This window comes from Metabacillus litoralis (assembly GCF_007994985.1).
Taxonomy (GTDB): Bacteria; Bacillota; Bacilli; order Bacillales; family Bacillaceae; genus Metabacillus; species Metabacillus litoralis.
Genome location: NZ_VOQF01000001.1, coordinates 1 through 21037, shown reverse-complemented (window position 1 = coordinate 21037; position 21037 = coordinate 1). Strand labels below are relative to the sequence as shown.

Here is a 21037-nt window from a genome sequence, read left to right as displayed (position 1 = left end):
TTTATTAAAATACATATAAACTACTTTACATAACATTATTATTTAATAAGGACTGTTGCAAACATGTTTATTGGACAATCGATGGAATTTCTATTAATAGATATGAACAACACAATGATTCGACTCGACATATTTTACTATATAGACCGAGATGAATATAAAGTACTTGCTTCTGTTAAAAACAAAAAAGGATTAATCGTTAGTGGTAAAGAGAAAGAAGAAGTTGTTAATCGAGCATTTAGTAACTTGAAGGATGAACTAGTATAAGACTATAGGTTCTGAATTTCTGAATATATAGAATGAAATCTTTTTATGGGTGAAGGGAGAAAGGAAATTGGGTCATAAATTAAAAGGCGGTGAGTTAAGAGAGATATACTTAACCGATGAAGAAATATGGAGAATATTCACGATCATCTTATCAAACAAGTCAGTAAAATCTTCAACTTATAAATATGCTCTAATCAAAGCATTAATTGAAAATTTGTATCAAATAAATGAAGATTTTGAGTTAACTTATGATCAACTAGCATACTCATTTACTAAGGTTTATTGGAATTTAGTTGTTCATCATGACTTGTTAAACCAAAACAGTGGGCAGACAGCTAGAGTAGCTTCCATTATCAAAGAAGAGCAAATGAAAAGTGGTATACCATCTGAAATGGTGTTTGATAAATTAGATGACACATTACAGATAAAACTAGTTAGTAAAGTAAAAACAACTATGAAAATTAATGTATATGGTGCACTATACGGAGATACAAGAGGCAGTTTCTATGCGTTTGATCATAAGAAAGAAATGCTAAAGTTAAATCCTGCAGTTCATGGCTTTATGCTTAATTTCCAGAGGCTTCTTGTAAACCTTACAAATTATCATATGGCAGCCATGATTGAACAACTAAATGAAGTACCTAGTATCAATTATCTTTTAGGAAAAGTAGAGAGCATTGCAAAACGATCTTCGTTAAAACCTTTTGAGAAAGTTCTTTTAACTTATTTTAAAGCTGAATGCTTCTATTGTGGTAAGAAATTATCTGATACTAAGAGAGAAACACACGTTGATCACTTTATTCCTTGGTCATTTGTTCAGTCTGATCATATATGGAATCTTGTATTAGCTTGTAATAAATGTAACAGTTCTAAGAGTGATAGGTTGCCAACGCGCAGTTATTTGGAATATATAATTGATAGGAATCAAGTATTAACAGATAAGAAAGAGGATACTTCAATTACAACTTTAATGAGTAATTATAAGACAGATAAGATTATTATGCTATATGATTATTCGATTAAAAATGGGTTTGATAGTTTGTGGATACCTCTTAAAGCATGATATGTTTTTCTAAATGTGTGAGTTATTTGTTGTAATTAATAAAAATTTATGCTATTGGAAAATAAGCACGACTTTGACTAACAGTTAGTTGGTCAAAGTCATTAAACAAAATTCTCTATTCAATTTTTCTGTTGCTATTTTACTTATGCCATTTGTGGTTTGAGTAAAATTTTTAAACTATATATTAAATAACTTTTATTGTTTTATTTTTCAACTTAATATCGTTTTCATCTAGATAATTGATTAAATCTAGTAAATCATGTTCTATATTGTTCTTACTGTAGATAGAATCATCCCTAATCATATTGAAAATTTTCAATGCTTTTAGTTTAGCTTCTACTATAACCTCTTTTATAACACGTTCTGAACTCATAATAAAAAACCCCATTTCTTTTTGTTATAAAGAATACATGCTACTAATTACAACCAAAAATTTGAAGATATAATACCTTTTATGTTTAATAAGAATGTTGAACTATATTTGTTAAAATAAGTGTCATTAGTTCTTTATTATTATGTATATTAATAATTTTAACTCTATCGTCGCTACTCATTTTTAGCACTCAACAATAGTTCATTTTTAAGAAAATTTTAACATATTTACTACTATAATATATTAGCTATTACTAATTGTTTCAATTTCTACCTTTATAAAAATAAAGTAACTAACGAATATATCTGAATTGTTTTCTAAATTTAAATCAATTCCTTTAATATATGGATTTTCTCATCTATGAGACCTATTTACCCTTTTTACGTTTATATTTCAACATTTCACAAGGAAATAAGCTGGATATAGCTTTGGAAATAGCACCAAAAAACTTTACACTGACTATTTCAGCGTATGAAAAAGGGTGCTATTTCTTGTGATTTGATATGTTATTTTAAGTATAACCGAGTAAATTATGAAAGAAATAGAGTTACACCTTAATAATTTTATGTTGTTAATCATTGAACCTGTCTTTATTACTAATTGGATAGATGGGTGTCTAATTAAACAAAACAATCATTGATTACATTAATCCGTAATGATGTTTAAAGTTAATAAAAGAAAAGAGGTCGGTAGTACTTTAATTTTCTACTTCTTTTATTTATTGCTTCCTATCTAAATCTAACCTCTGTACCCTTTTTTTTTATACTTCTTTAGAGAAATAATAAAATATACCAGTTATTTTATCTCATTTTATCCCTTATTTATATGTGAATCTAGTCAATTTACATAAATTTCATTACTTAGTCATGGTTAGTTCTTTCATACCTTTTAGAAAAAATGATAAAATTATATAATAGAAAATTTCCTTGAGTAAAAATTGAAAAAAGATTCTGATTATAGGTTAAAAATGGTAAAGTAGTTCTTATTGAGTGATTTTAAATTTGATGATTTTAGGTTTGGGGGAAAAAATGACATATATGAAATGGAACAGTCTAATTGCTAAACAATTTTTTAATGAGGCAATGGCTGGACGGGAAGTTCTTTTATTTGTAGATGAAAATTTCATTAACGAAATAGGAAGTAAAATTAATGAAAACTTGAATGGTTTTATTTCATCAGTTATTGAGGGTCCTCCATGGGTTAATGCGTATAGTAATCATGGTGTTTGTCGTAAGGCATATCAGACATATAAGAATTGGAGATCTAGAAACTTAAGATATCCACCATATATAGCATATCTTGCTCTTTTTGTATTAGCCGGTTATGTAGAAGATGATCATTTTTCTACAATTGCATACTACCCTAAGTTGCGAGCATTATTAGGAGAAGATGAGGTATCGGGACAGTATCCCTATTTTGATAGGATGATTAGTTTGTGGAGGGACTTGGAAGAGTGGAGTGTTGAAGATAGACTTGAGGAGTTTGGTCGTTTCAGGGTAAGGATAAGAGGTAGATGGAGACACGTAGGGCTACCCCTCTCACAGACAATTATATCTAGCAAGGAAAGAAAAGATTTACCTTTAATATTTACTAAAGCTGGTATCATTTCTTCAGACTCTCCTGATAATGATACAATTCACATAATGTTAAAGGAACATGGTAAAGAAGTCCTGAGTAATAAAACTCAAAGACTACTAAATGGAGAAGATGAAAATGAACATCTGCAAAAAGCACTATTTGAATTAGTGAATGACGAATTAAATGAGTGGGACGGTTTTTTTCCAGAGGATTATATGGTGTCAGATTCATTCGTTACATCCAGGATACGGATATGTTTGAATTTAAATAAAATAACACAAAAGGCATCTTTTAGTATACGCATTAACACACAGAAAGAATTCCCAAGTGATTTTTTTAAATTTCAAAGGAGTGAAGTAGAAAGTCTTTTGTATTGTAGGCGAAGTATTAATAATTGGTCTACAGAACTTAAGAATAAAGATGGTTTGGTTGTTGATGCCACCAATTTTAATTGGCTAAATGGAGAAGAAATAGTAGATTTAGATAATAAGTTAAAATCATCATTAAGAGGTACATCTATCAGAATTTTTGTTGAAGGGCAGAAATATGGTCTACCCAATTTAATTGAAACTGCACGTATTGAAAAGGGTTCTAGATTTATATTACTATGCGATAACTCATACAGAGATAAGATTATAGAATGGGGTAAAAACAAATGTGAGTCTTTTGGAGAAATAAATTATGCTGGTGTTCCAAATGGTTGGTCCCTTTTTCATGTTAGTAAACCGAAAGAGTTTTATAATGGTGTTAAGGAATTAACTATAGCTAGTGACCTTAAAATTCGACTTGTAAATGGTCTTCGCTTAGGAAAGGGGAACACTTTTTTAAGAGCAGCTCCTCCTGAAATTATTCTTGAGAACTATAAAGGAAATGAAGTTGTTTTATTAAATGATGAGCCACTTCCTTATAACGAGGAATCTGAGCGTTGGGAACTTGTAAAAGAAAATCTTCCATTAGATGAAACACTGAGAGTTAAAGTATTAGAGCAAGGAAATGTAATTAGAAGAATAAATTTTAAAATTACTAATTCTAAAATTTCTATACTTAATAAAAAAAGTTTTATAGATTCAAAAGGACTTTATAATAAAGAGAGTGAGGAACCAATGAATATAGGTGTAAATGTTTATAATACGGAAAATTCACCACTTTTTAAGCAATTTCCGTTACCAACATTTTTATCAAATGAGATCATGTTCATTGGACAACAAGTTGGTCAAATATACCATTGGCAAGGTAAAACAGAAGTGAAAATAGAATTTGAGCCCATTTGGGCAATTTCGAAAGTCAGAAAGAGAAAATGGAAAGTACACTTCATAGCTACAAAAAAGTTGACACAGTGTAAAATACAAAAAGAGGTTATTGATCAAGAAAATTTACGATTTTGGAAAACAGTAATGTGTAAAATGAGAAAAGCAATTGAAAAACCTGATTTCCCCCCATTGCACGAATTATGGGAAAATTACTTAGAGGTGGCAAAACGTGTTTGACGATATTCTTACTGTTTTAAGTGTACTAGGTAGTATTAAGTTTGAAAAGTTTAGGGATGTCTGTGACACTCTTCTGAAACATTACTTTAATGATGATGAACAACAACGTCTCTTATATAATTACTACGATATAATGAGAGATTTGGAGGCATTAGGACATTGTGAAGTAGACTATGAAAATAGAATAATATATATTTGCCCACCTTCATTTGCATTATTACCTAGAAGGGGATTACCTAGAATAGTATTAGCAGGTGGAAGGTCTGAACTAATGCTAAAACGTATAACGAAATTAGTAAATAAAAATTATGATAAAGTAAGAATTATTTTTTCAGATCAGCTCTCAGCTAAAAATCCCCTTTTTCCCAAGACTATTTGTATTGAAGCTAAAAGTACTCAAATTTTAAAACAAGTTACTGAAAGGATAGGAATTGAGGGCGATTTAAAAACACCTGCTTCTTGGAACCTTTCAATTACAGCACCTAGTGTAAATGATATTTATGAATCTCTTGTGTATAGTGAACAATTTGAGCCTAATTGGAAAAAAGAAGTATTCTGCCATGAAAATTTGTATTTTAGACAATTTGTATGTACAGATGAAATTAAATTAGTTAAATATAAAAATCCTATTTCACAGCAACAATACACATGGATTTGGAATGGAAATGCTGCCGCAAAAATTGATAGAGGGTGGGGGAGGTATGTCATCTTAAGTAGATACAAAACTGACATACTTTTATTTGACCAAATAAAACAGAGATTTGCCATTCCCTCAACAATACCATTACCTAAAGATTTAGCTAGGGCAGTTTCTCTCTGTACTGGGTCGCTCCCCCGAAAAAAAGAACTTCACAAACAATTAGGTTATTTACCTAGAAATACAAATATAACTGTTTATGAAGGTGTTAATAATTTAATAGCTTTAGAAATATCAAGAAAATTAGGGTTGAATTTATTAGAGGCTAATTTATAGTAGGAGGAATATAAATGGGTAGTCCAATAGAAGCTTTTGAGGAAATACAGCAAAATTTTATTAGATATGTAAAAACCGCGTTTGGAACTAGATACCCTTCCCTCGAGAAGGAAAGAGAACAATTACTATTAAGTCCCGGAGTTCTTGCACAAGATCCGTGGATTGAGCCCTTGCCTAGATATAAAAGTTCAAAAATGAAGATAAAAGATCTATCGGAAAATGATCTACCTTCCTTAACTATTAAAGAAATAGGGTTATTTAAAGAATTGGTTAGTTGCGGTCTTTTTAATCCTGAACTCCCTTTATATACCCATCAATCTCAGATGCTAAAAGAAGCCCTATCTTCAAAAAATTGTGTAATAACATCAGGGACAGGATCAGGGAAGACAGAATCTTTTCTACTACCATTGTTTGCGTATTTGGCAAAAGAAGCGAAAAAGTGGGAGGCGGCTGACTCTCCTGAACCGCATGTAAATGATTGGTGGAAAAATAATGACTGGCAAAAACGATGTGATTCGGTTGGGAAAAGTAGTCCATTGAACAGGTCATATCGTGTGCCACAAAGAAGTCATGAAAAGAGAAAATCTGGTGTACGTGCTCTGATTTTATATCCGATGAATGCATTGGTAGAAGATCAACTAACTCGATTAAGAAAAGCATTAGACTCTAAACAAGCAAAATTATTTTATGACTCACACCTTAAAGGTAATAAAATTTATTTTGGTAGATATAATGGCATGAGTCCAGTAGCGGGACATGAATATACAAAAACAGGCATTCCAAATAGAAAGAAATTAGAAGAGCTAGCCAAAAGAATGAAAGAAATGGATGAAACCAGTAATGCTGCTTTAAACTATTCTGTAGAAACTAATAACCCTGAGATTCCGTTCTTTTTCCAAAATATGAATGGAGCTGAAATGCGTTCTCGTTGGGATATGCAGGATTTTCCACCAGATATACTTATTACAAATAATTCAATGTTAAGTATTATGATGATGCGGGAAGTTGACAGTGGAATTTTCGAGGAGACAAAGAAATGGCTTAAAGAAAGTGAAGAAAACGTTTTCCACTTAATAATTGATGAATTACACTTATATAGAGGAACATCGGGAGCGGAAGTTTCTTACCTCTTAAAACTTTTATTAAATCGTCTAGACTTATATCCCTCTCATCCGCAGTTAAGGATTTTAGCATCCAGTGCATCGTTGGAACCTGAGGATGAAGACAGCCGGAAATTTCTAAAAGACTTTTTTGGAGTTGAGGGAGATAAATTTGAGATTATTACTGGTACACCTGAGCAATTACCTATAAAAAGTAATACCTTCCTTCCATACGAACCTTTTATTAAGTTTAATGACGAATATGAAGAAAATGAAGAAATAGCAATAAATAACCTATTATCGAGATTAGACAGTAAACTCACTGGGGTTAAAGGGTTAAAGGAAGTTTTAGAGTCTAATCGTTTAAAGTTAGCAAATACAATGTTAAATGCTTGTAAAATTGGTGATAGGATACGAGCTGTTTCCATAGATGACTTTACAAAAAGTCTCTTTGGGGCAAATATCAATGAAGTTGTAAGAAGAAAGGCAGTGAGTGGATTATTTAAGGCTCGAACTATATGTGATACCTCCCATATGGTCAGTAGTTTACCTTCTTTCCGATTCCATTGGTTTTTCCGTAATATAGAAGGTTTATGGGCATCCACTTATAAAGAAAAAAGTGGGATAATGAGCCCTGTTGGAAAGATATACTCCAAACCAAGCATCATTGATGAAAATGGAAGTAGAATTTTAGAACTCTTATATTGTGAACAATGTGGGACAGTATTCTATGGAGGAAACCGCTTGAAGCTCCAAAATGGCAAAGATGAAATGTTAATAACTTCTCCTGATATAGAAGGCATTCCAGACCGAAATAAGAAAAATATGGTTGAACAAAGAAATTATGAAGAATATGCAATTTTCTGGCCAGTTGAAGATGGTGAAGAGTTACACAAGGAAGCGCGTACGTGGAACCAATTAAAAAGAAAAAAAGAGTGGGGCAAGGCAAAAGGTGAATGGGAACCTGCAAGTCTTAGTTCTTTAACTGGTACAATAGAACTTACACACGAATACTCAGAAGACAATCCTTCAACATATATTAAAGGCTATAGATATACTATTGATAGTGATGAAACTGAGGATTTTAAATCATTACCATCTATTTGTCCTTGTTGTAACGCGGATTATTCAAATAGAAAATATTTAACTAGCCCAATACGAGGTTTTCGTACTGGTTTCTCAAAAGTCAGCCAAATCTTATCGAAGGAACTATTTTATCAACTTTCAGAAAGAAGTGATAAAAAGTTAGTAGTCTTTTCGGATAGTAGGGAAGATGCAGCACAAATGTCTAATGGGGTAGAACGTAATCACTATAAGGATCTTTTTAGAGAAGTAGTAGTTGATGAACTCCATTTAGCGACAATAGGAGAATCACAACTTTTAGAAGATCTTGAAGAAGGAAATGATTTATCAACTGAATCTAAAAGATACATTAGTGCTTATCCAATGGCTCAACAAAAAATAAGTGAATTATTAGAAGTAACTAAAAATGAACCACCTCCTGCTTTTAGAAGATTTTATGATGAAGCAATAAAAGAGTTAGAAGTTATCCGAAACAAGAAAAATACATTGGTTGTTTCTTGTAAAGAGTTAATATATCCCTCATCTGCCGATGATTGTGGAAGAATAGTTTCTAGGTTAATAGGATTAGGGGTTAATCCTGCTGGAAACGATATAAAAAATCAATCATTTAGGTGGGGAAATCAAGAACATCGCTGGACTGACCTATTTGATTTTAAAAAGCAAACTTGGTTAAGTGACCTTCCGCCTGATACCGATAGATTTAAAAATCAAATTCGTGATAAAATTCGTAAAGAATTATGTGATCTACTTTTTAGCAGATTATATTTTGGTTTTGAATCATCTGGTTTAGGATACCCTATGATTTGTTTTGATAAGACCTTAATCGAAACTACATCAATCACTCTAAAAATTGACCAAGAAATTTTAAAGCAAATGTGTAATTCAACAATTAGAATACTAGGTGATCTTTACCGACATGATGGATCGGATTATCCTTTGGATGACTGGGTAGAATATAGAAATTCAAAAAGTTCAATCAAGCACTATATAAATAATGTATGTGAAAAATTAAGGATTCCTACAAATGACTATCAAGTAGTTGGTGAAAAAGTATTCAACATATTAAAAAATTCTGGTCATACTGGTGTTATTATTTCTACCGATCAACTTCAAATTAAGGTAGCAGCGGAAGAAGACCCTTACTGGGAATGTTCAAAATGTAAAAGACCTCACCTTCATGAGTCTGCTGGTATTTGTACTAATTGTAATTCGGAACTGGAAGAGCAACCGAATGGAGAATGTAGTGATTTAATGAGTCGAAACTATTTAGCATTCATGGCAACTGATGAAAGAGTGCCTATTCGATTACATTCTGAAGAGCTAACAGCTCAAACTGATAATCAAGGGGCTCGACAGCGTTTATTCCGAGGGATATTACTGGATACCGAGGGCGATAACAATATTAAGGAAGTAGACGAGATTGATATTCTTAATGTAACGACGACAATGGAAGTAGGTGTGGATATAGGTAGTCTACAAGCCGTGATGTTGGCAAATATGCCTCCGATGCGATTTAATTATCAACAGCGAGTAGGGCGTGCAGGGAGACGTGGACAAGCTTTTTCTTATGTTTTGACACTTTGCCGTGGAGGAAGAAGCCATGACGACCATTATTTTGAGAATCCTTCTGCTATTACTGGTGATCCACCACCTGTACCTTTTGTAACAATTGAACAGCCTCCTATTATTAAGAGACTTCTAGTTAAAGAGTGTTTAAGGAAAGCTTTTAAAGAAATTGGTGTTCAATGGTGGGATGGTCCTAGTGATCCTCCTGATAGTCATGGGGAATTTGGATACAAATCTGATTGGGGTAATAATAAAAATAAGATTTATGACTGGCTTCTATCAAATTCAAAAGCAATAAAAGATATAATTACCTGTCTTCTTCCTCCTTGGCAAGCTGGAGAAAACAGTGTTAAAAATTATTTAAATTATATTCAAAATGACTTAATAAATGACATTGATGAATGTTCAGCTAACCCTGAACTAGTAGGAAAAGGCTTGGCTGAATGCCTTGCGGAGGGTGCTAAGTTACCAATGTTTGGTATGCCGACGCGAACAAGATTGTTTTATCATGGATTTGATGGCTCTAATAATCCACAAACAATTGACCGTGATATAGAAATGGGAATTAGTGAATTTGCACCTGGTGCTCAGAAAACAAAGGATAAAGCAATTCATACTGCAATTGGATTTACAGCCCCCCTCTTAAAAAGAGAAGGGAAATGGCAAACAACGGATGAAGATGCATTGCCACAACAAGGTAGATACCAAATCGCTCACTGTTCAAATTGCGGATATATGAAGGTAGATCAAGACTTAGAAGAATGTTCTAATTGTGGTATGAGTAAAGGTAAAGAATTTAGAGTCTATAACGTAGCTATACCTCAAGCATTTAGATCCGACTTTTCTAAGGGAAGTGACGCTAGAGAAGAAGATAAGGTCATTTCAGGTGCCCCTTCTAGTATTGCGGAGGGAAAACAAGTTAATTTTAATAAAGTAAAAGGTAATAACGTTCAAATAAGCTTGAGTAGTGATGGACGTGTATGGAGAATTAATGATAATGGTAGGAGTTTATTTAAGGGTGGTTTAATAACAACTAATCGTACAAAAACAACTAGTGGTAGGGATCAGAAATATTTTACCTTTAAAGGGCAATGGGTACTAGAAGACTATAAATATGTTAGTGATCAAGACTTTATTACTAATGAAGAGATAGGAATTGCAAGCTCAAAAACAACTGACTTATTGCGCATTAAACCAATTATTAATAATAATGGACTAAATTTTGACCCAATTAATGTAACTGCAAAAGCAGCCGTATATTCTGCAGCGTTTCTACTCCGCTCAGTAGTTGCCGAAAAACTAGATATAGATGCAGATGAAATTGAAATTTCCCAATGTTTAAGATCGGATATTGGAGATGGAAGTTTCGTTGGTGAAATTATTTTGAGTGACCGCTTACCAAATGGGGCAGGTTTTGTACGTTGGCTTGAAAATAAATGGACAGATGTACTAAAAGAGGTTGTTTCCCAAACAGGAAATCAGTCTTTTATAAATTATTTAATTAGTGAAAAGCATAATTGTAGTACTGCTTGCTATGGTTGTCTAATGAATTATAGAAATATGCAGTATCATGGTTTATTAGATTGGCGTTTAGGGCTAGCTTATTTAAGGAGTATGTTTGATTCGGCATACCAATGTGGAATAAATGGAGATTTTTCTACACCTGAGTTAAAGGAGTGGCTACAACTAGCTGAAGTTTTAGCTGAACGATTCTCTTCCTTTTTCAACTATGAGCCAACCAAGTGGGCTGGCATTCCTGGAGTAAAAGCAGGAAACCGAAAAATAATTTTTACACATCCGTTATGGGACTATTCAAATCCTAATGGTGTGCTTGCTGATGCAGTTGTTGCTACCGGTGCAAATTTGGATTCTTTAGATTTTATTGATACTTTTAATCTTATAAGACGTCCGGGTTGGTGCCATGAAAATTTAGGAGGAACAGTGGATGAGGATGAACAAGTCTGGTGGTAATTTGCCATCATCAGTAAACATTGCTCCACTAAGAAGGGTCTCTCCAAGTCGTTTTTTTAGAATGAATTGCTGTAGATTAAGGGAAGTATTAATATCAAATAATAATGAAAAATTACTACCTTCCTCTCCAAATATGTACTTTGGTATTACAGCACATAACTTTCTTCAGAATGTTGGGAGAGGTAATATAACTAAAGAAGACTTCGATAATGAATGGTTATCCTCAATAACTGTATTAGAAAGACAAATGTTGGGGACAAGGGAGGAATACTTAGTTCCGTTTAATAAGTCTCTAAGAGGGTATGAGCTTAAAAAAAGGTTATTATTTAAAGAAGCATCTGAATTGATAGAAGTTGTTGGTGGAAAGTATAAATCTAACAATAAAACATTCCCGGGGCTTGAAAGATGGTTTGAGACTGGTGACAGTATTGTTGGGGGATATATTGACAAACTAGCATTCACTGATACAGGTATTGAAATAATTGACTATAAGACTGGGTCAATCTTTAATAATGATACTCATGAGATTAAAGAAGAATATAAATATCAAATGCTACTTTATGCAGCATTACTTTATGAAAATTTAAATGAGTGGCCATCTGCTCTTAAAGTTTACGGTCTAAATGGGGTTATACATTCAATCTATTACTCTAAAGAAGAATGTATAAAGGTATTGAATAAAGCAAAAGAAATGTTTTATGAAATAAATGAATTAATTTTGGAGAATAATAATTTCATTGAATTACAAAAATATTTAGCTAATCCAGCTCCAGAGCATTGTCAATATTGTGAATTCAGACCACTTTGTAATTCTTATTGGGAAAAGAGAGAACAGAGCCCCCATTTAAATTGGAATCATGATATAAGAGGTCATTTTGAAAGTCTTAAAACTTTAGGAAATGGAACTCTTTTATTAAAAGTTAAATCTGCTACAAGTATTTTTAAAGTTAGGGGATTAAATCCTAATAGGCATCTAATATCAATATCAGAAGGAAGTTTTTTTAGTATTTATAATTTGTTAGCAGATACAAATGATAATTGTTTTAGAGAGAAGTTAACAACAGTGATTTATACAAATCAACAAGACATGTAAAATTTCTCAAACAGGACCTTATATGTGAACCCAGCATTCGAATTGCTGGGTTTTTTGGTAAATTTAGGTTGGCACTATCGGAAAGTATCAGTGCTTAAATATACTCTGCCGATTTGCTAGGCTAGATCAGGTTGCAATAATTATATTGATAAATGAATATAGGAAGGTGAGAGAAAGATGGGTGTTTCTTTTATTGATTTACCAAATTCAGATTTGATAGTAGATGAATTATACCTTGCAGGAGGTAGTGGTAACCTTTCTGATGAAGTTTTAAGTAAGCTTATGTATGTTGAAAATTCAGGAGGTTTTAGAGCAAGAGGGAATAAAAAAAATTTTGACTTGAAGTATGTTGTACTTTTTACAACAGGAGAAGATATTGATTGGATAGATGAAATTGACATTGAAAATGGAAAATTCACTTATTTTGGAGATAATAAAAAGCCAGGAAGAGAACTTCATGACCATAGAAATAAAAAAATGGGGAATATTATACTAAGGGAATGCTTTAATCGACTACATAGTGGTGATCGAAGTGAAATTCCTCCGTTTTTTATTTTCTCTAAAGAAACTGGTAGAAATGTAAGGTTTAGAGGTTTAGCTATTCCAGGGTATGAAGGAATGACAGCTAATGAGGATCTAGTAGCGATTTGGAGTATAAAGGAAGGGGGGAGGTTTCAAAATTATAAATCAATTTTTACTATTTTAGATGTGAGCTCTATATCTAGAGAATGGATTAAGGATTTACTTAATGATAATGGTTTAATGAGTAAACATGCACCGAAAGTATGGAAAGACTGGAAAATACATGGAATCTATAAACCGCTTAAAGCTATAAAATCAACAGTATATAGAAGAAAACAAGAGCAAATCCCTATATCAAAAAATGATTTAGAAATTATTGAAACAATTTATTATTATTTTAAAACTGGTCAAGCTTTCGAGCCATGTGCGGGTCAAATAGCACAATTAATGGATTCAAATATAATCAACTATGATGTAACAAGGGCTACACGAGATGGAGGTAGAGACATAGTGGGTAAATATCGAATTGGATTAGAGTCTAGCTCCATATTAGTTGATTTCGCATTAGAAGCAAAAAGATACGCATTAGGATCTGGTGTTGGAGTAAAAGAAACTTCAAGATTAATATCCAGATTACGTCACAGGCAGTTTGGTATATTGGTCACTACTTCATATGTGGATGAATACACTTATAAAGAAATTGTAGAAGATCAACATCCAATAGTTATTATTTCTGCAATTGAAATAGTATCAATATTAAAAAGATCGGGATATAGATCTAAAGAAACTGTTCTTAAATGGCTTCAAGCGAACTTTAATAGGTAGTGAAATAGAATTTATAACAATTTTAGTGATTAAAGGGGAGAGAAACGCAATTCCGATTTCTCTTCTCTTTTTATTAAAAAATACTATACAAATAGTTTGCTGGCACATAAAGATTATTTCTTCCTCAACACACCTTTTTTCACCAAATTAACAACCGTCCCCTTATTCTTATACCTATTATAAGCTATTAACCTATTCAAATCCTTAACAGTTAATTTAGCTGGATCAATAGCAAGAATAAAATCATCGATCTTATGTACTAAAGAAAGGGCATAGTCAATTTGTTTTGCGGTCAGTAAGTGTTCTTCTTCTTCAGTACTAGTAGTTGTTTGTTGTAATGTTGAAGCATGTTCTTTTAATCTTTGATCTACAATAGCTTGGACCTGGTCTTCACTTATATATTGTTTTTCTGTTGACACCGTTTGTTGTTTTGAATTTAATAATTTCTCAAGGAACCCCTTAATCAATTCGTTCACTTCCTCTTTTAAATAAGTTTCATCCTATTTCTATTTGATTCGAAAGGCATACTACATAATTATTAATAAAAACTTTTCTATAATAATAAGTATATCTTTTATCATAATTCTCTTAATAATTTGTACCATTTTATCACAAATGTAAGAAAAATGGGATGGATTTTCAAAAAATGTAAGTCTATGTAACTATTTATTGATATAATAATCACATAAAATACATTTTTTGGAGCGTTTGGTATGGCAGTTACAATTCCTGAGAATATTCGTTCATCAGCTACAGCAGGAGAGAGGTTATTTTTCCGAACTCTTAAAACCTATTTACCTGATGATTATATAGTTTATTATGAACCAGAAATACAAGGGAGAAGGCCTGATTTTGTCATCATTGGTCCTGATCTTGGTGTTGTGGTTTTAGAAGTAAAGGACTATACAAAAAACACATTGTTCCAGATTAATAATGACGAGTGGCAAATTGTTTCATCATCTGGACAAAATGCATTTGTGAAGAGTCCTATGAAGCAAGCAAGAGATAATATGTTTCATGTTGTTGATGCATTAAAGAAAGATAAAAGCTTAGTTCAATTAGATGGAAAATATAAATTTCAATTGAAATTCCCATATGGTCATGGAGTTGTTTTTACAAGGTTGTATTCTAAAGATTTTGTTGAACATGGCATGTATTCAGTTATTGAACCGAGCCTATGTTTAACACGAGACGAAATTGATCCTGATAAAGAAGCATTTTCTGAAGAAGTATTGATGGAGAAAATCCTCAATATGTTTGTTGTTCCATTTCGCCTTAGAGAACCACTTTCAATAGAAGATATTAATGCGATTCGCTATCATTTATTTCCTGAGGTTCGAATAAGTGCTGAATATAAACAGCCTGTACCTTATCAAGATCAGCTGTTGTTATCTCTTCATGATATAAAAACAATGGATCTACACCAAGAAAATTTAGCAAAGCAAATTGGAGATAAAAACCGGTTGATCCGTGGGGTAGCTGGAAGCGGTAAGACGATTATATTAGCTAGTAGAGCAAAGATGCTGTCAAAGCAAAATCCTGATTGGAAGATTCTCATACTTTGTTACAATATATCACTAGCAAATTCTATTCAACAAATGATCACCCATATGCTAAATGAACCAGAGGATTTGTTTGATTTTGATCCAAATTCTAAGGTTGTTACAAATGAGAATATAATCGTACGAAACTTTCATTCTTGGTTAAAAAATGATTTAAGAATAAAGGAGCATCAACTTCCTACTATTATTGAGAAAGTAGGTAAAAAGGAAGCAATTCTACCTACATATGATGCAGTTTTGATCGATGAAGGACAGGATTTTGAAGCAGATTGGCTTCGTCTTGTTAGTTCGCTTATTAATGTGAATACTCAATCACTATTATTAGTGGAAGATCGTGCACAAACAATCTATAACCGAAAACGTTCATACCTTCAAGATACAGGGTTAAGTTTTCAAGGTAGATCAAAGGTGTTATCCATTAATTACCGAAATACACATCAAATCCTTACTTTTGCTTGGGACTTTTATCGCAAACATTCTTTGTTTAAAAATAAAGTCGTAAAAGGTGATTTAGATGGTGAGATAATAGCTCCTCAAAGTACGAAAAGGAAGGGACCTGAACCTGGAATCATTAAAGCGAAAAATTTCTTTGAAGAAACTAAAATGATTGCTCGCCAAATAATGAAACTGCATGAAGAGAAAAAGGTTTCATATGATGAAATGTTGATTCTTTATCGCGTGAAAAAAACGTATCAGACACCAATAATTGATGTGATTAAAAAAGCTTTAACGGGTACGAATTTACCTTTTTATTGGATTACTGAAAATGATGTTTCCAAAAGATCTTATGAAAAAGAAGATGGAAAAATAAAAATCAGTACAATAGAAAGTAGCAAAGGTTTGGATTTCAGAGCGGTATTCATCGTGAACATCGATTCCATGCCATTTCCACTCGTTGAAAACAAGGAAAGAGAAGTATCGTTGTTTTATATAGGTATGACAAGAGCACAGGAATATTTATGTTTATCTTATTCAGGAGAATCAGAATTCACAAACTATTTAGACGACATAAGAGAAGAACGGAAGCAGGTTAAAACTGGGGTAGAGAAAGCTAATTAGTTTTAACCACAAAATATTACTGAGAAACTACTTAAGAAAAAGCTCCAGGATAAACTCAAGAAAATCACAAAGCATTGATAAGGTGTATGTTTCGACATACACCTTATTAATCCTAAGATAAAAACCATTATATAGAGAGAAGAGTGTAATATGGGTATCCCTAATAACATTAAAGAAAGTCACCTCCTCCAAGCGATTGAAAAGATAAATGAAATCGGAGTAGATTCTCTAAGAGCTTCTACAAAGTTTGAATTATATTACAAAGGAAGAAAGTATCCTCCAAAAGAGGTAATAAGGTATGCGAATGTAGCTGCAAATGGCACAGAGCTTAGAGATTTCTCTGGGGGAGATGAATCAAACAACTACTTAATAAATTCAGGGTTTACGATTGTTCTGAAGAATACTGATAAAATAATAGGTTTAGACTATACAAAGAAAAAAGCGAGAGGGATTAATCATATAATTGGAACATTAAATGAAATGAAGCGTGAAGAAGTAAAGGGAAAGGATAAGATCAGCATGGGACAAGCAGCCCAAAGAAATGGGGAAAGAGCTATGGATCATTGGCATGATAAAAATATTATTTTATATGGACCACCTGGGACTGGGAAAACCTACAATACGGTTAAATATGCGGTTGCTATTATCGAAAAAAAGGCAATGGAAGATATAGAAGAAGAGGTAATGAAAGATGGATATGAGCAAATAAAGAAAAGATATGATGAATATAAAGAAAAGAAGCGAGTACAATTTACGACTTTTCACCAGTCCTACGGATATGAAGAGTTTATTGAAGGAATCAAACCTGTTATTAGCGAGGAAAAAGAGGGTGAGATTTATTATACCTTAGAACCTGGTGTATTTAAGGATTTTTGTGACACAGCTTCAAGAGATAAGGTCATTTCTATTGGGGATGAAAAGTTTTTAAATCCAACGGTATGGAAAGTGTCTCTAGAAGGAGCAGGAGACAATCCTACTAAAAGAGAGTGCTTTGAGAATGGTCACATTCGAATCGGATGGGATCATTTAGACGAGAAAATTGAGTATGATACACCTATTACTGAATCGGACAGTGTGAAGAGGATACTTCTCGATTTTCAAGAAAAAATGGAAATCGGTGATATAGTTGTTTCCTTACGGTCAAAGGAATCTATTGATGGAATCGGTATTATTACTGGAGAATATGAATATGACCAAAGCTATAGTCATTATCGGAGAAAAAGAAACGTGAGGTGGCTTGTCAAAAATATTAATGTGAATATATTGGACCTCAACGGAAACAAAAATCTTACCCTAAGCTCTGTGTACCGATTAAACCGAATAACGATTACTGATCTTAAGCCAATAATAGAAAAGTATTCAGGTGAAAATTTTGGATCAGTGAAGGAACCCCAACAAGAAGACAACTATGTATTTATTATCGATGAAATAAACAGAGGGAATATCTCTAAAATTTTCGGCGAACTTATCACACTAATTGAAAACCAAAAACGTTTAGGAATGACAGAAGAAATAACAACAACTCTACCATACTCCCAAAAAAAGTTTGGCGTACCAAGTAATGTCTACATAGTAGGAACGATGAATACGGCTGATCGATCGATAGCTCTTTTAGACACTGCCTTACGTAGAAGATTTCGATTTGTGGAAATGCTCCCTAACGCAAGTGTACTTGATGGAGTAATGGTTGAAGAAATTGATATTAAGAGTATGTTAGAAAAAATGAATGAACGTATTGAAGTTCTATATGACCGGGAACACATGATTGGCCATGGATATTTTACTGAGTTAAAACAAGAGCCAACACTAAAAAAGTTAGCGCACATTTTTGAAAATTCGATTATTCCATTATTGCAGGAGTATTTTTATGAAGATTACCAAAAGATTCAGCTTATCCTTGGTGATCTTAATAAAGAAAATGAGTATAAATTTGTTAGGGAGACAGAGGTAAACAGAGATCTTTTTGGTCATGTGTTTGGCATGGACATCGATAATCTAGATTTAACCTATAAAGTGAATACCGCTGCTTTTACTAACGCCGAATCTTACAAAAAGATTTACAATAGTTAGTTGGTGCTGATAACATGACAAACATCTATGTAGTGAAGGAATATGATTGCTTTGTCAGAGGTAAGGATCATCGAGGCCTTTCTGATAAGTATAAGCCTATACCTAAGAAAGTATTTGACGCTCTAGAGAATTTTATATTGTCTAATTGTCATGATACTGAAACGAATCCAATCGAACTGATGTCGATTACAAGTAAGAAAGGATTAGGAAAACTCATTCATGTAAAAAATTATGTGGGTCTCATTTCTATGAAAGATGGTACACAAATCGAAATCTTACCTAAAATTTATTCAAAGGAAGGCAATTTGACAGAAGAAAGAACAAGGAGTATATTTTTAATGATGCTTAAATCTTTAAAAGAGTTTCCCTTTAAACAGTTTCAATTATCAAGCTTAGGGGTTATGAAACATAGCATCTTTGAGATTTTTATCCAAATGTTTATACAGCAGGTGATGGAGTTAACAAAAAAAGGCTTGAAATCTTCCTATCTTTCTATAGAGGAGAATGAACGGTTTTATAAGGGGAAAATACTATTTAACGATCATATTAAAAAGAACGTTGCCCATAAAGAACGATTCTATCTGACTTATGATGTATTTAGTCAAAACAGACCAGAAAATCGATTAATAAAAGCCACATTAAAAAAACTGTACCCTCAAAGCAAGAGTTATCGGAACAAAAAATTGATCCAACAATTGCTCATAGATTTTGAACAGGTAGAGGAATCTATCAATTACTCGAATGACTTTGATAAAGTTAAGTCAGATCGAAGTATGAAGGATTATGACCTAATTCTTTCGTGGTGTAAACTATTTTTTTTTAATAAAAGCTTTACATCCTTTTCAGGAGATGAGGTTGCTTATGCTTTATTATTCCCAATGGAAAAAGTATTTGAAGCTTTCGTTGCCAGCATACTGAAAAAGCGATGCGGAGCTACATATACCATTCAAGCTCAAGCAAAGACTTATCATTTATTTGATCAGCCTCAGAAATTCCGGCTGATACCAGATATTATTCTCACTAGCACAGATTCTAAAGTAATCGTACTTGATACCAAGTGGAAATTGTTACATAATAATCCGAGGAAAAATTATGGCATTTCTCAAGCTGACATGTACCAAATGTATGCATATGCAAAAAAGTTAGACACAGACAAGGTACTTGTTGTTTATCCTTATAATGAACAAGTAAAGGATATTGCGGTCAAAACTCCAACATATGTAAGTAATGACGATGTTAGGGTTGAAATTATGTTTCTGGATTTAGAAAATGTGTCGGAAAGCCTTGAAACGATAATAGAAAGTCTTAATGATATACTATAATAAGTCAATTATGTTTTTCATAGTACAGGATCATTGGAGATAAAGTATGTCGAAATCAAAAGCAGCATTTGTATAAACAACAAATGCTGCTTATTTATATTCCACAATAATATTGATTTTCTTATTTTAATCCTCAACTCATAAGTAAATCCACCTAATTTATACTTTTTATTTCGTTATTTTGTTCCTATAGACAACGAGTTTTCTTGGGTATAAAGTTCCTTTCTTTAACAATTACCTGTTAAATTGTGTATTTAATTGGGTGTATATGGTATTTATAATAAGTGGATATTATTGGATATTAAAAATACCTAACCTAGAGTTAATACATAACAACGAATAGAAATTGAAAGAAAGGTAGTCGATGTCTTTGAAAGTATATGAGGCAAGAAGCTTAATAGAATCAATGGATGATCGCGCGAAGGAATATTCTAGCCTGAGGGAAAAGCTAGTTCTTCTACGAAAAAGTTTTTTGGATATTGTGCAACTGGATGATGCTCTAAAAGGAAAAGGGGCAAATGCGATCAAAGGCTTTTATCAAGCTCAAATAGATGTTATTGATGCATGGCTACGACTCATTGATCGGCAAATCGCCTTCTTTAAAGGAGTATCAGGTGATGCTGGAGATAATGACTTATCAGGGAACACTGTTGTTTATCAAAGCTTTCTAGAATCAGAATTATCTCATCATGAGAAAAATTACATGATGATGGTTGATAGTCAGCAGGATGAATTGAAACGTATATTTAATCGAGTCGATGATTTAGTTCCTTTAAATGTTTTTTCAACAGATCGGTTTATGGATGCGGTGGCAGAGGCAAAAAAAAGTCGAAATGAAACACTTCGAGCTGTTGAAAATATTGATGAAAAGTTAAAATCAGAATATACACTATCAGAGGATGATGAGCATTATGTTGTGGCACTATTTCAACAACTCCTAGAGGCAACTCGTCAAGGAAATGAAATTCTTCCGATCCATTTTAATGCCGAACAATTCCAATCTAGTGATGTATATCTATTAAAAGAACAAGCAGAAAATCAAGCTAACGACTATCTGAATTTTAAAGAAGAACAAGAAAAAGCCAGAGAACAAATGAAACGCCTTGAAGAGCAAAAACAACGT

At 32.6% G+C, this 21037-nt stretch carries 13 protein-coding genes; 11 read left to right on the top strand and 2 right to left on the bottom strand.

Features of this window, described 5'->3' with window-relative positions:
• Window positions 1–63 precede the first annotated feature (63 nt).
• Together FS935_RS00065 and FS935_RS00060 are read left to right on the top strand one after the other, a co-directional pair.
• Entirely contained in the window at window positions 64–267 is a 204-nt protein-coding gene (locus FS935_RS00065; protein WP_146945506.1) for a hypothetical protein, read from the top strand.
• 67 nt (window positions 268–334) lie between these two features.
• A complete protein-coding gene (locus FS935_RS00060) occupies window positions 335–1330 on the top strand; it encodes an HNH endonuclease domain-containing protein (protein ID WP_146945505.1) in 996 nt (331 codons plus the stop codon).
• A gap of 184 nt (window positions 1331–1514) precedes the next feature.
• Here FS935_RS00060 and FS935_RS00055 read toward each other — a convergent pair whose 3' ends face one another.
• Entirely contained in the window at window positions 1515–1703 is a 189-nt protein-coding gene (locus FS935_RS00055) for a hypothetical protein (RefSeq protein ID WP_146945504.1), read from the bottom strand.
• A gap of 989 nt (window positions 1704–2692) precedes the next feature.
• Between FS935_RS00055 and FS935_RS00050 the strand changes: the two genes are divergently transcribed.
• The 5 genes from FS935_RS00050 to FS935_RS00030 all read left to right on the top strand — a co-directional run bounded on the left by FS935_RS00050 (window position 2693) and on the right by FS935_RS00030 (window position 13901).
• Entirely contained in the window at window positions 2693–4768 is a 2076-nt protein-coding gene (locus tag FS935_RS00050; protein WP_146945503.1) for a hypothetical protein, read from the top strand.
• The gene (locus FS935_RS00045) at window positions 4761–5741 is read left to right on the top strand and encodes a hypothetical protein (protein ID WP_146945502.1); all 981 of its coding nucleotides are present in this window, start codon (window positions 4761–4763) and stop codon (window positions 5739–5741) included. Before FS935_RS00050 ends, FS935_RS00045 begins: the two co-directional genes overlap by 8 nt.
• 14 nt (window positions 5742–5755) lie before the next feature.
• On the top strand, window positions 5756–11461 hold the full coding sequence (locus FS935_RS00040; RefSeq protein WP_146945501.1) for a DEAD/DEAH box helicase: 5706 nt from the start codon (window positions 5756–5758) through the stop codon (window positions 11459–11461).
• The gene (locus FS935_RS00035; RefSeq protein ID WP_146945500.1) at window positions 11436–12554 is read left to right on the top strand and encodes a PD-(D/E)XK nuclease family protein; all 1119 of its coding nucleotides are present in this window, start codon (window positions 11436–11438) and stop codon (window positions 12552–12554) included. The genes FS935_RS00040 and FS935_RS00035 overlap by 26 nt, the downstream gene beginning before the upstream one ends.
• A gap of 177 nt (window positions 12555–12731) precedes the next feature.
• Window positions 12732–13901 (top strand): restriction endonuclease, encoded by a 1170-nt coding sequence (locus tag FS935_RS00030; RefSeq protein WP_146945499.1) that lies wholly within the window; start codon window positions 12732–12734, stop codon window positions 13899–13901.
• 113 nt (window positions 13902–14014) lie between these two features.
• On the opposite strand, the gene FS935_RS00025 is transcribed toward FS935_RS00030, so the two are convergent.
• Window positions 14015–14377 (bottom strand): ABC transporter ATP-binding protein, encoded by a 363-nt coding sequence (locus tag FS935_RS00025; RefSeq protein ID WP_240050761.1) that lies wholly within the window; start codon window positions 14375–14377, stop codon window positions 14015–14017.
• Window positions 14378–14614: 237 nt separating this feature from the next.
• Between FS935_RS00025 and FS935_RS00020 the strand changes: the two genes are divergently transcribed.
• The 4 genes from FS935_RS00020 to FS935_RS00005 form a co-directional block, all read left to right on the top strand.
• Window positions 14615–16522 carry a 3'-5' exonuclease gene (locus FS935_RS00020; protein WP_146945497.1) on the top strand — a complete coding sequence of 636 codons (1908 nt, stop codon included), beginning with the start codon at window positions 14615–14617 and terminating at the stop codon, window positions 16520–16522.
• 150 nt (window positions 16523–16672) lie between these two features.
• The gene (locus FS935_RS23720; RefSeq protein WP_146945496.1) at window positions 16673–18592 is read left to right on the top strand and encodes a DUF8426 domain-containing protein; all 1920 of its coding nucleotides are present in this window, start codon (window positions 16673–16675) and stop codon (window positions 18590–18592) included.
• A gap of 14 nt (window positions 18593–18606) precedes the next feature.
• Window positions 18607–19914 (top strand): McrC family protein, encoded by a 1308-nt coding sequence (locus FS935_RS00010; RefSeq protein ID WP_146945495.1) that lies wholly within the window; start codon window positions 18607–18609, stop codon window positions 19912–19914.
• A 364-nt stretch (window positions 19915–20278) separates the two neighbouring features.
• On the top strand, window positions 20279–21037 hold a 759-nt coding region (locus tag FS935_RS00005; protein ID WP_193559335.1), incomplete at its 3' end, for an LXG domain-containing protein.

Bases quoted from the DNA above. Each gene is read 5' to 3' on its own strand.
- FS935_RS00035 (WP_146945500.1), top strand. From the start codon at position 11,436: ATGAGGATGAACAAGTCTGGTGGTAATTTGCCATCATCAGTAAACATT.
- FS935_RS00040 (WP_146945501.1), top strand. From the start codon at position 5,756: ATGGGTAGTCCAATAGAAGCTTTTGAGGAAATACAGCAAAATTTTATT.
- FS935_RS00020 (WP_146945497.1), top strand. From the start codon at position 14,615: ATGGCAGTTACAATTCCTGAGAATATTCGTTCATCAGCTACAGCAGGA.
- FS935_RS00010 (WP_146945495.1), top strand. From the start codon at position 18,607: ATGACAAACATCTATGTAGTGAAGGAATATGATTGCTTTGTCAGAGGT.
- FS935_RS00055 (WP_146945504.1), bottom strand. From the start codon at position 1,703: ATGAGTTCAGAACGTGTTATAAAAGAGGTTATAGTAGAAGCTAAACTA.
- FS935_RS23720 (WP_146945496.1), top strand. From the start codon at position 16,673: ATGGGTATCCCTAATAACATTAAAGAAAGTCACCTCCTCCAAGCGATT.
- FS935_RS00030 (WP_146945499.1), top strand. From the start codon at position 12,732: ATGGGTGTTTCTTTTATTGATTTACCAAATTCAGATTTGATAGTAGAT.
- FS935_RS00065 (WP_146945506.1), top strand. From the start codon at position 64: ATGTTTATTGGACAATCGATGGAATTTCTATTAATAGATATGAACAAC.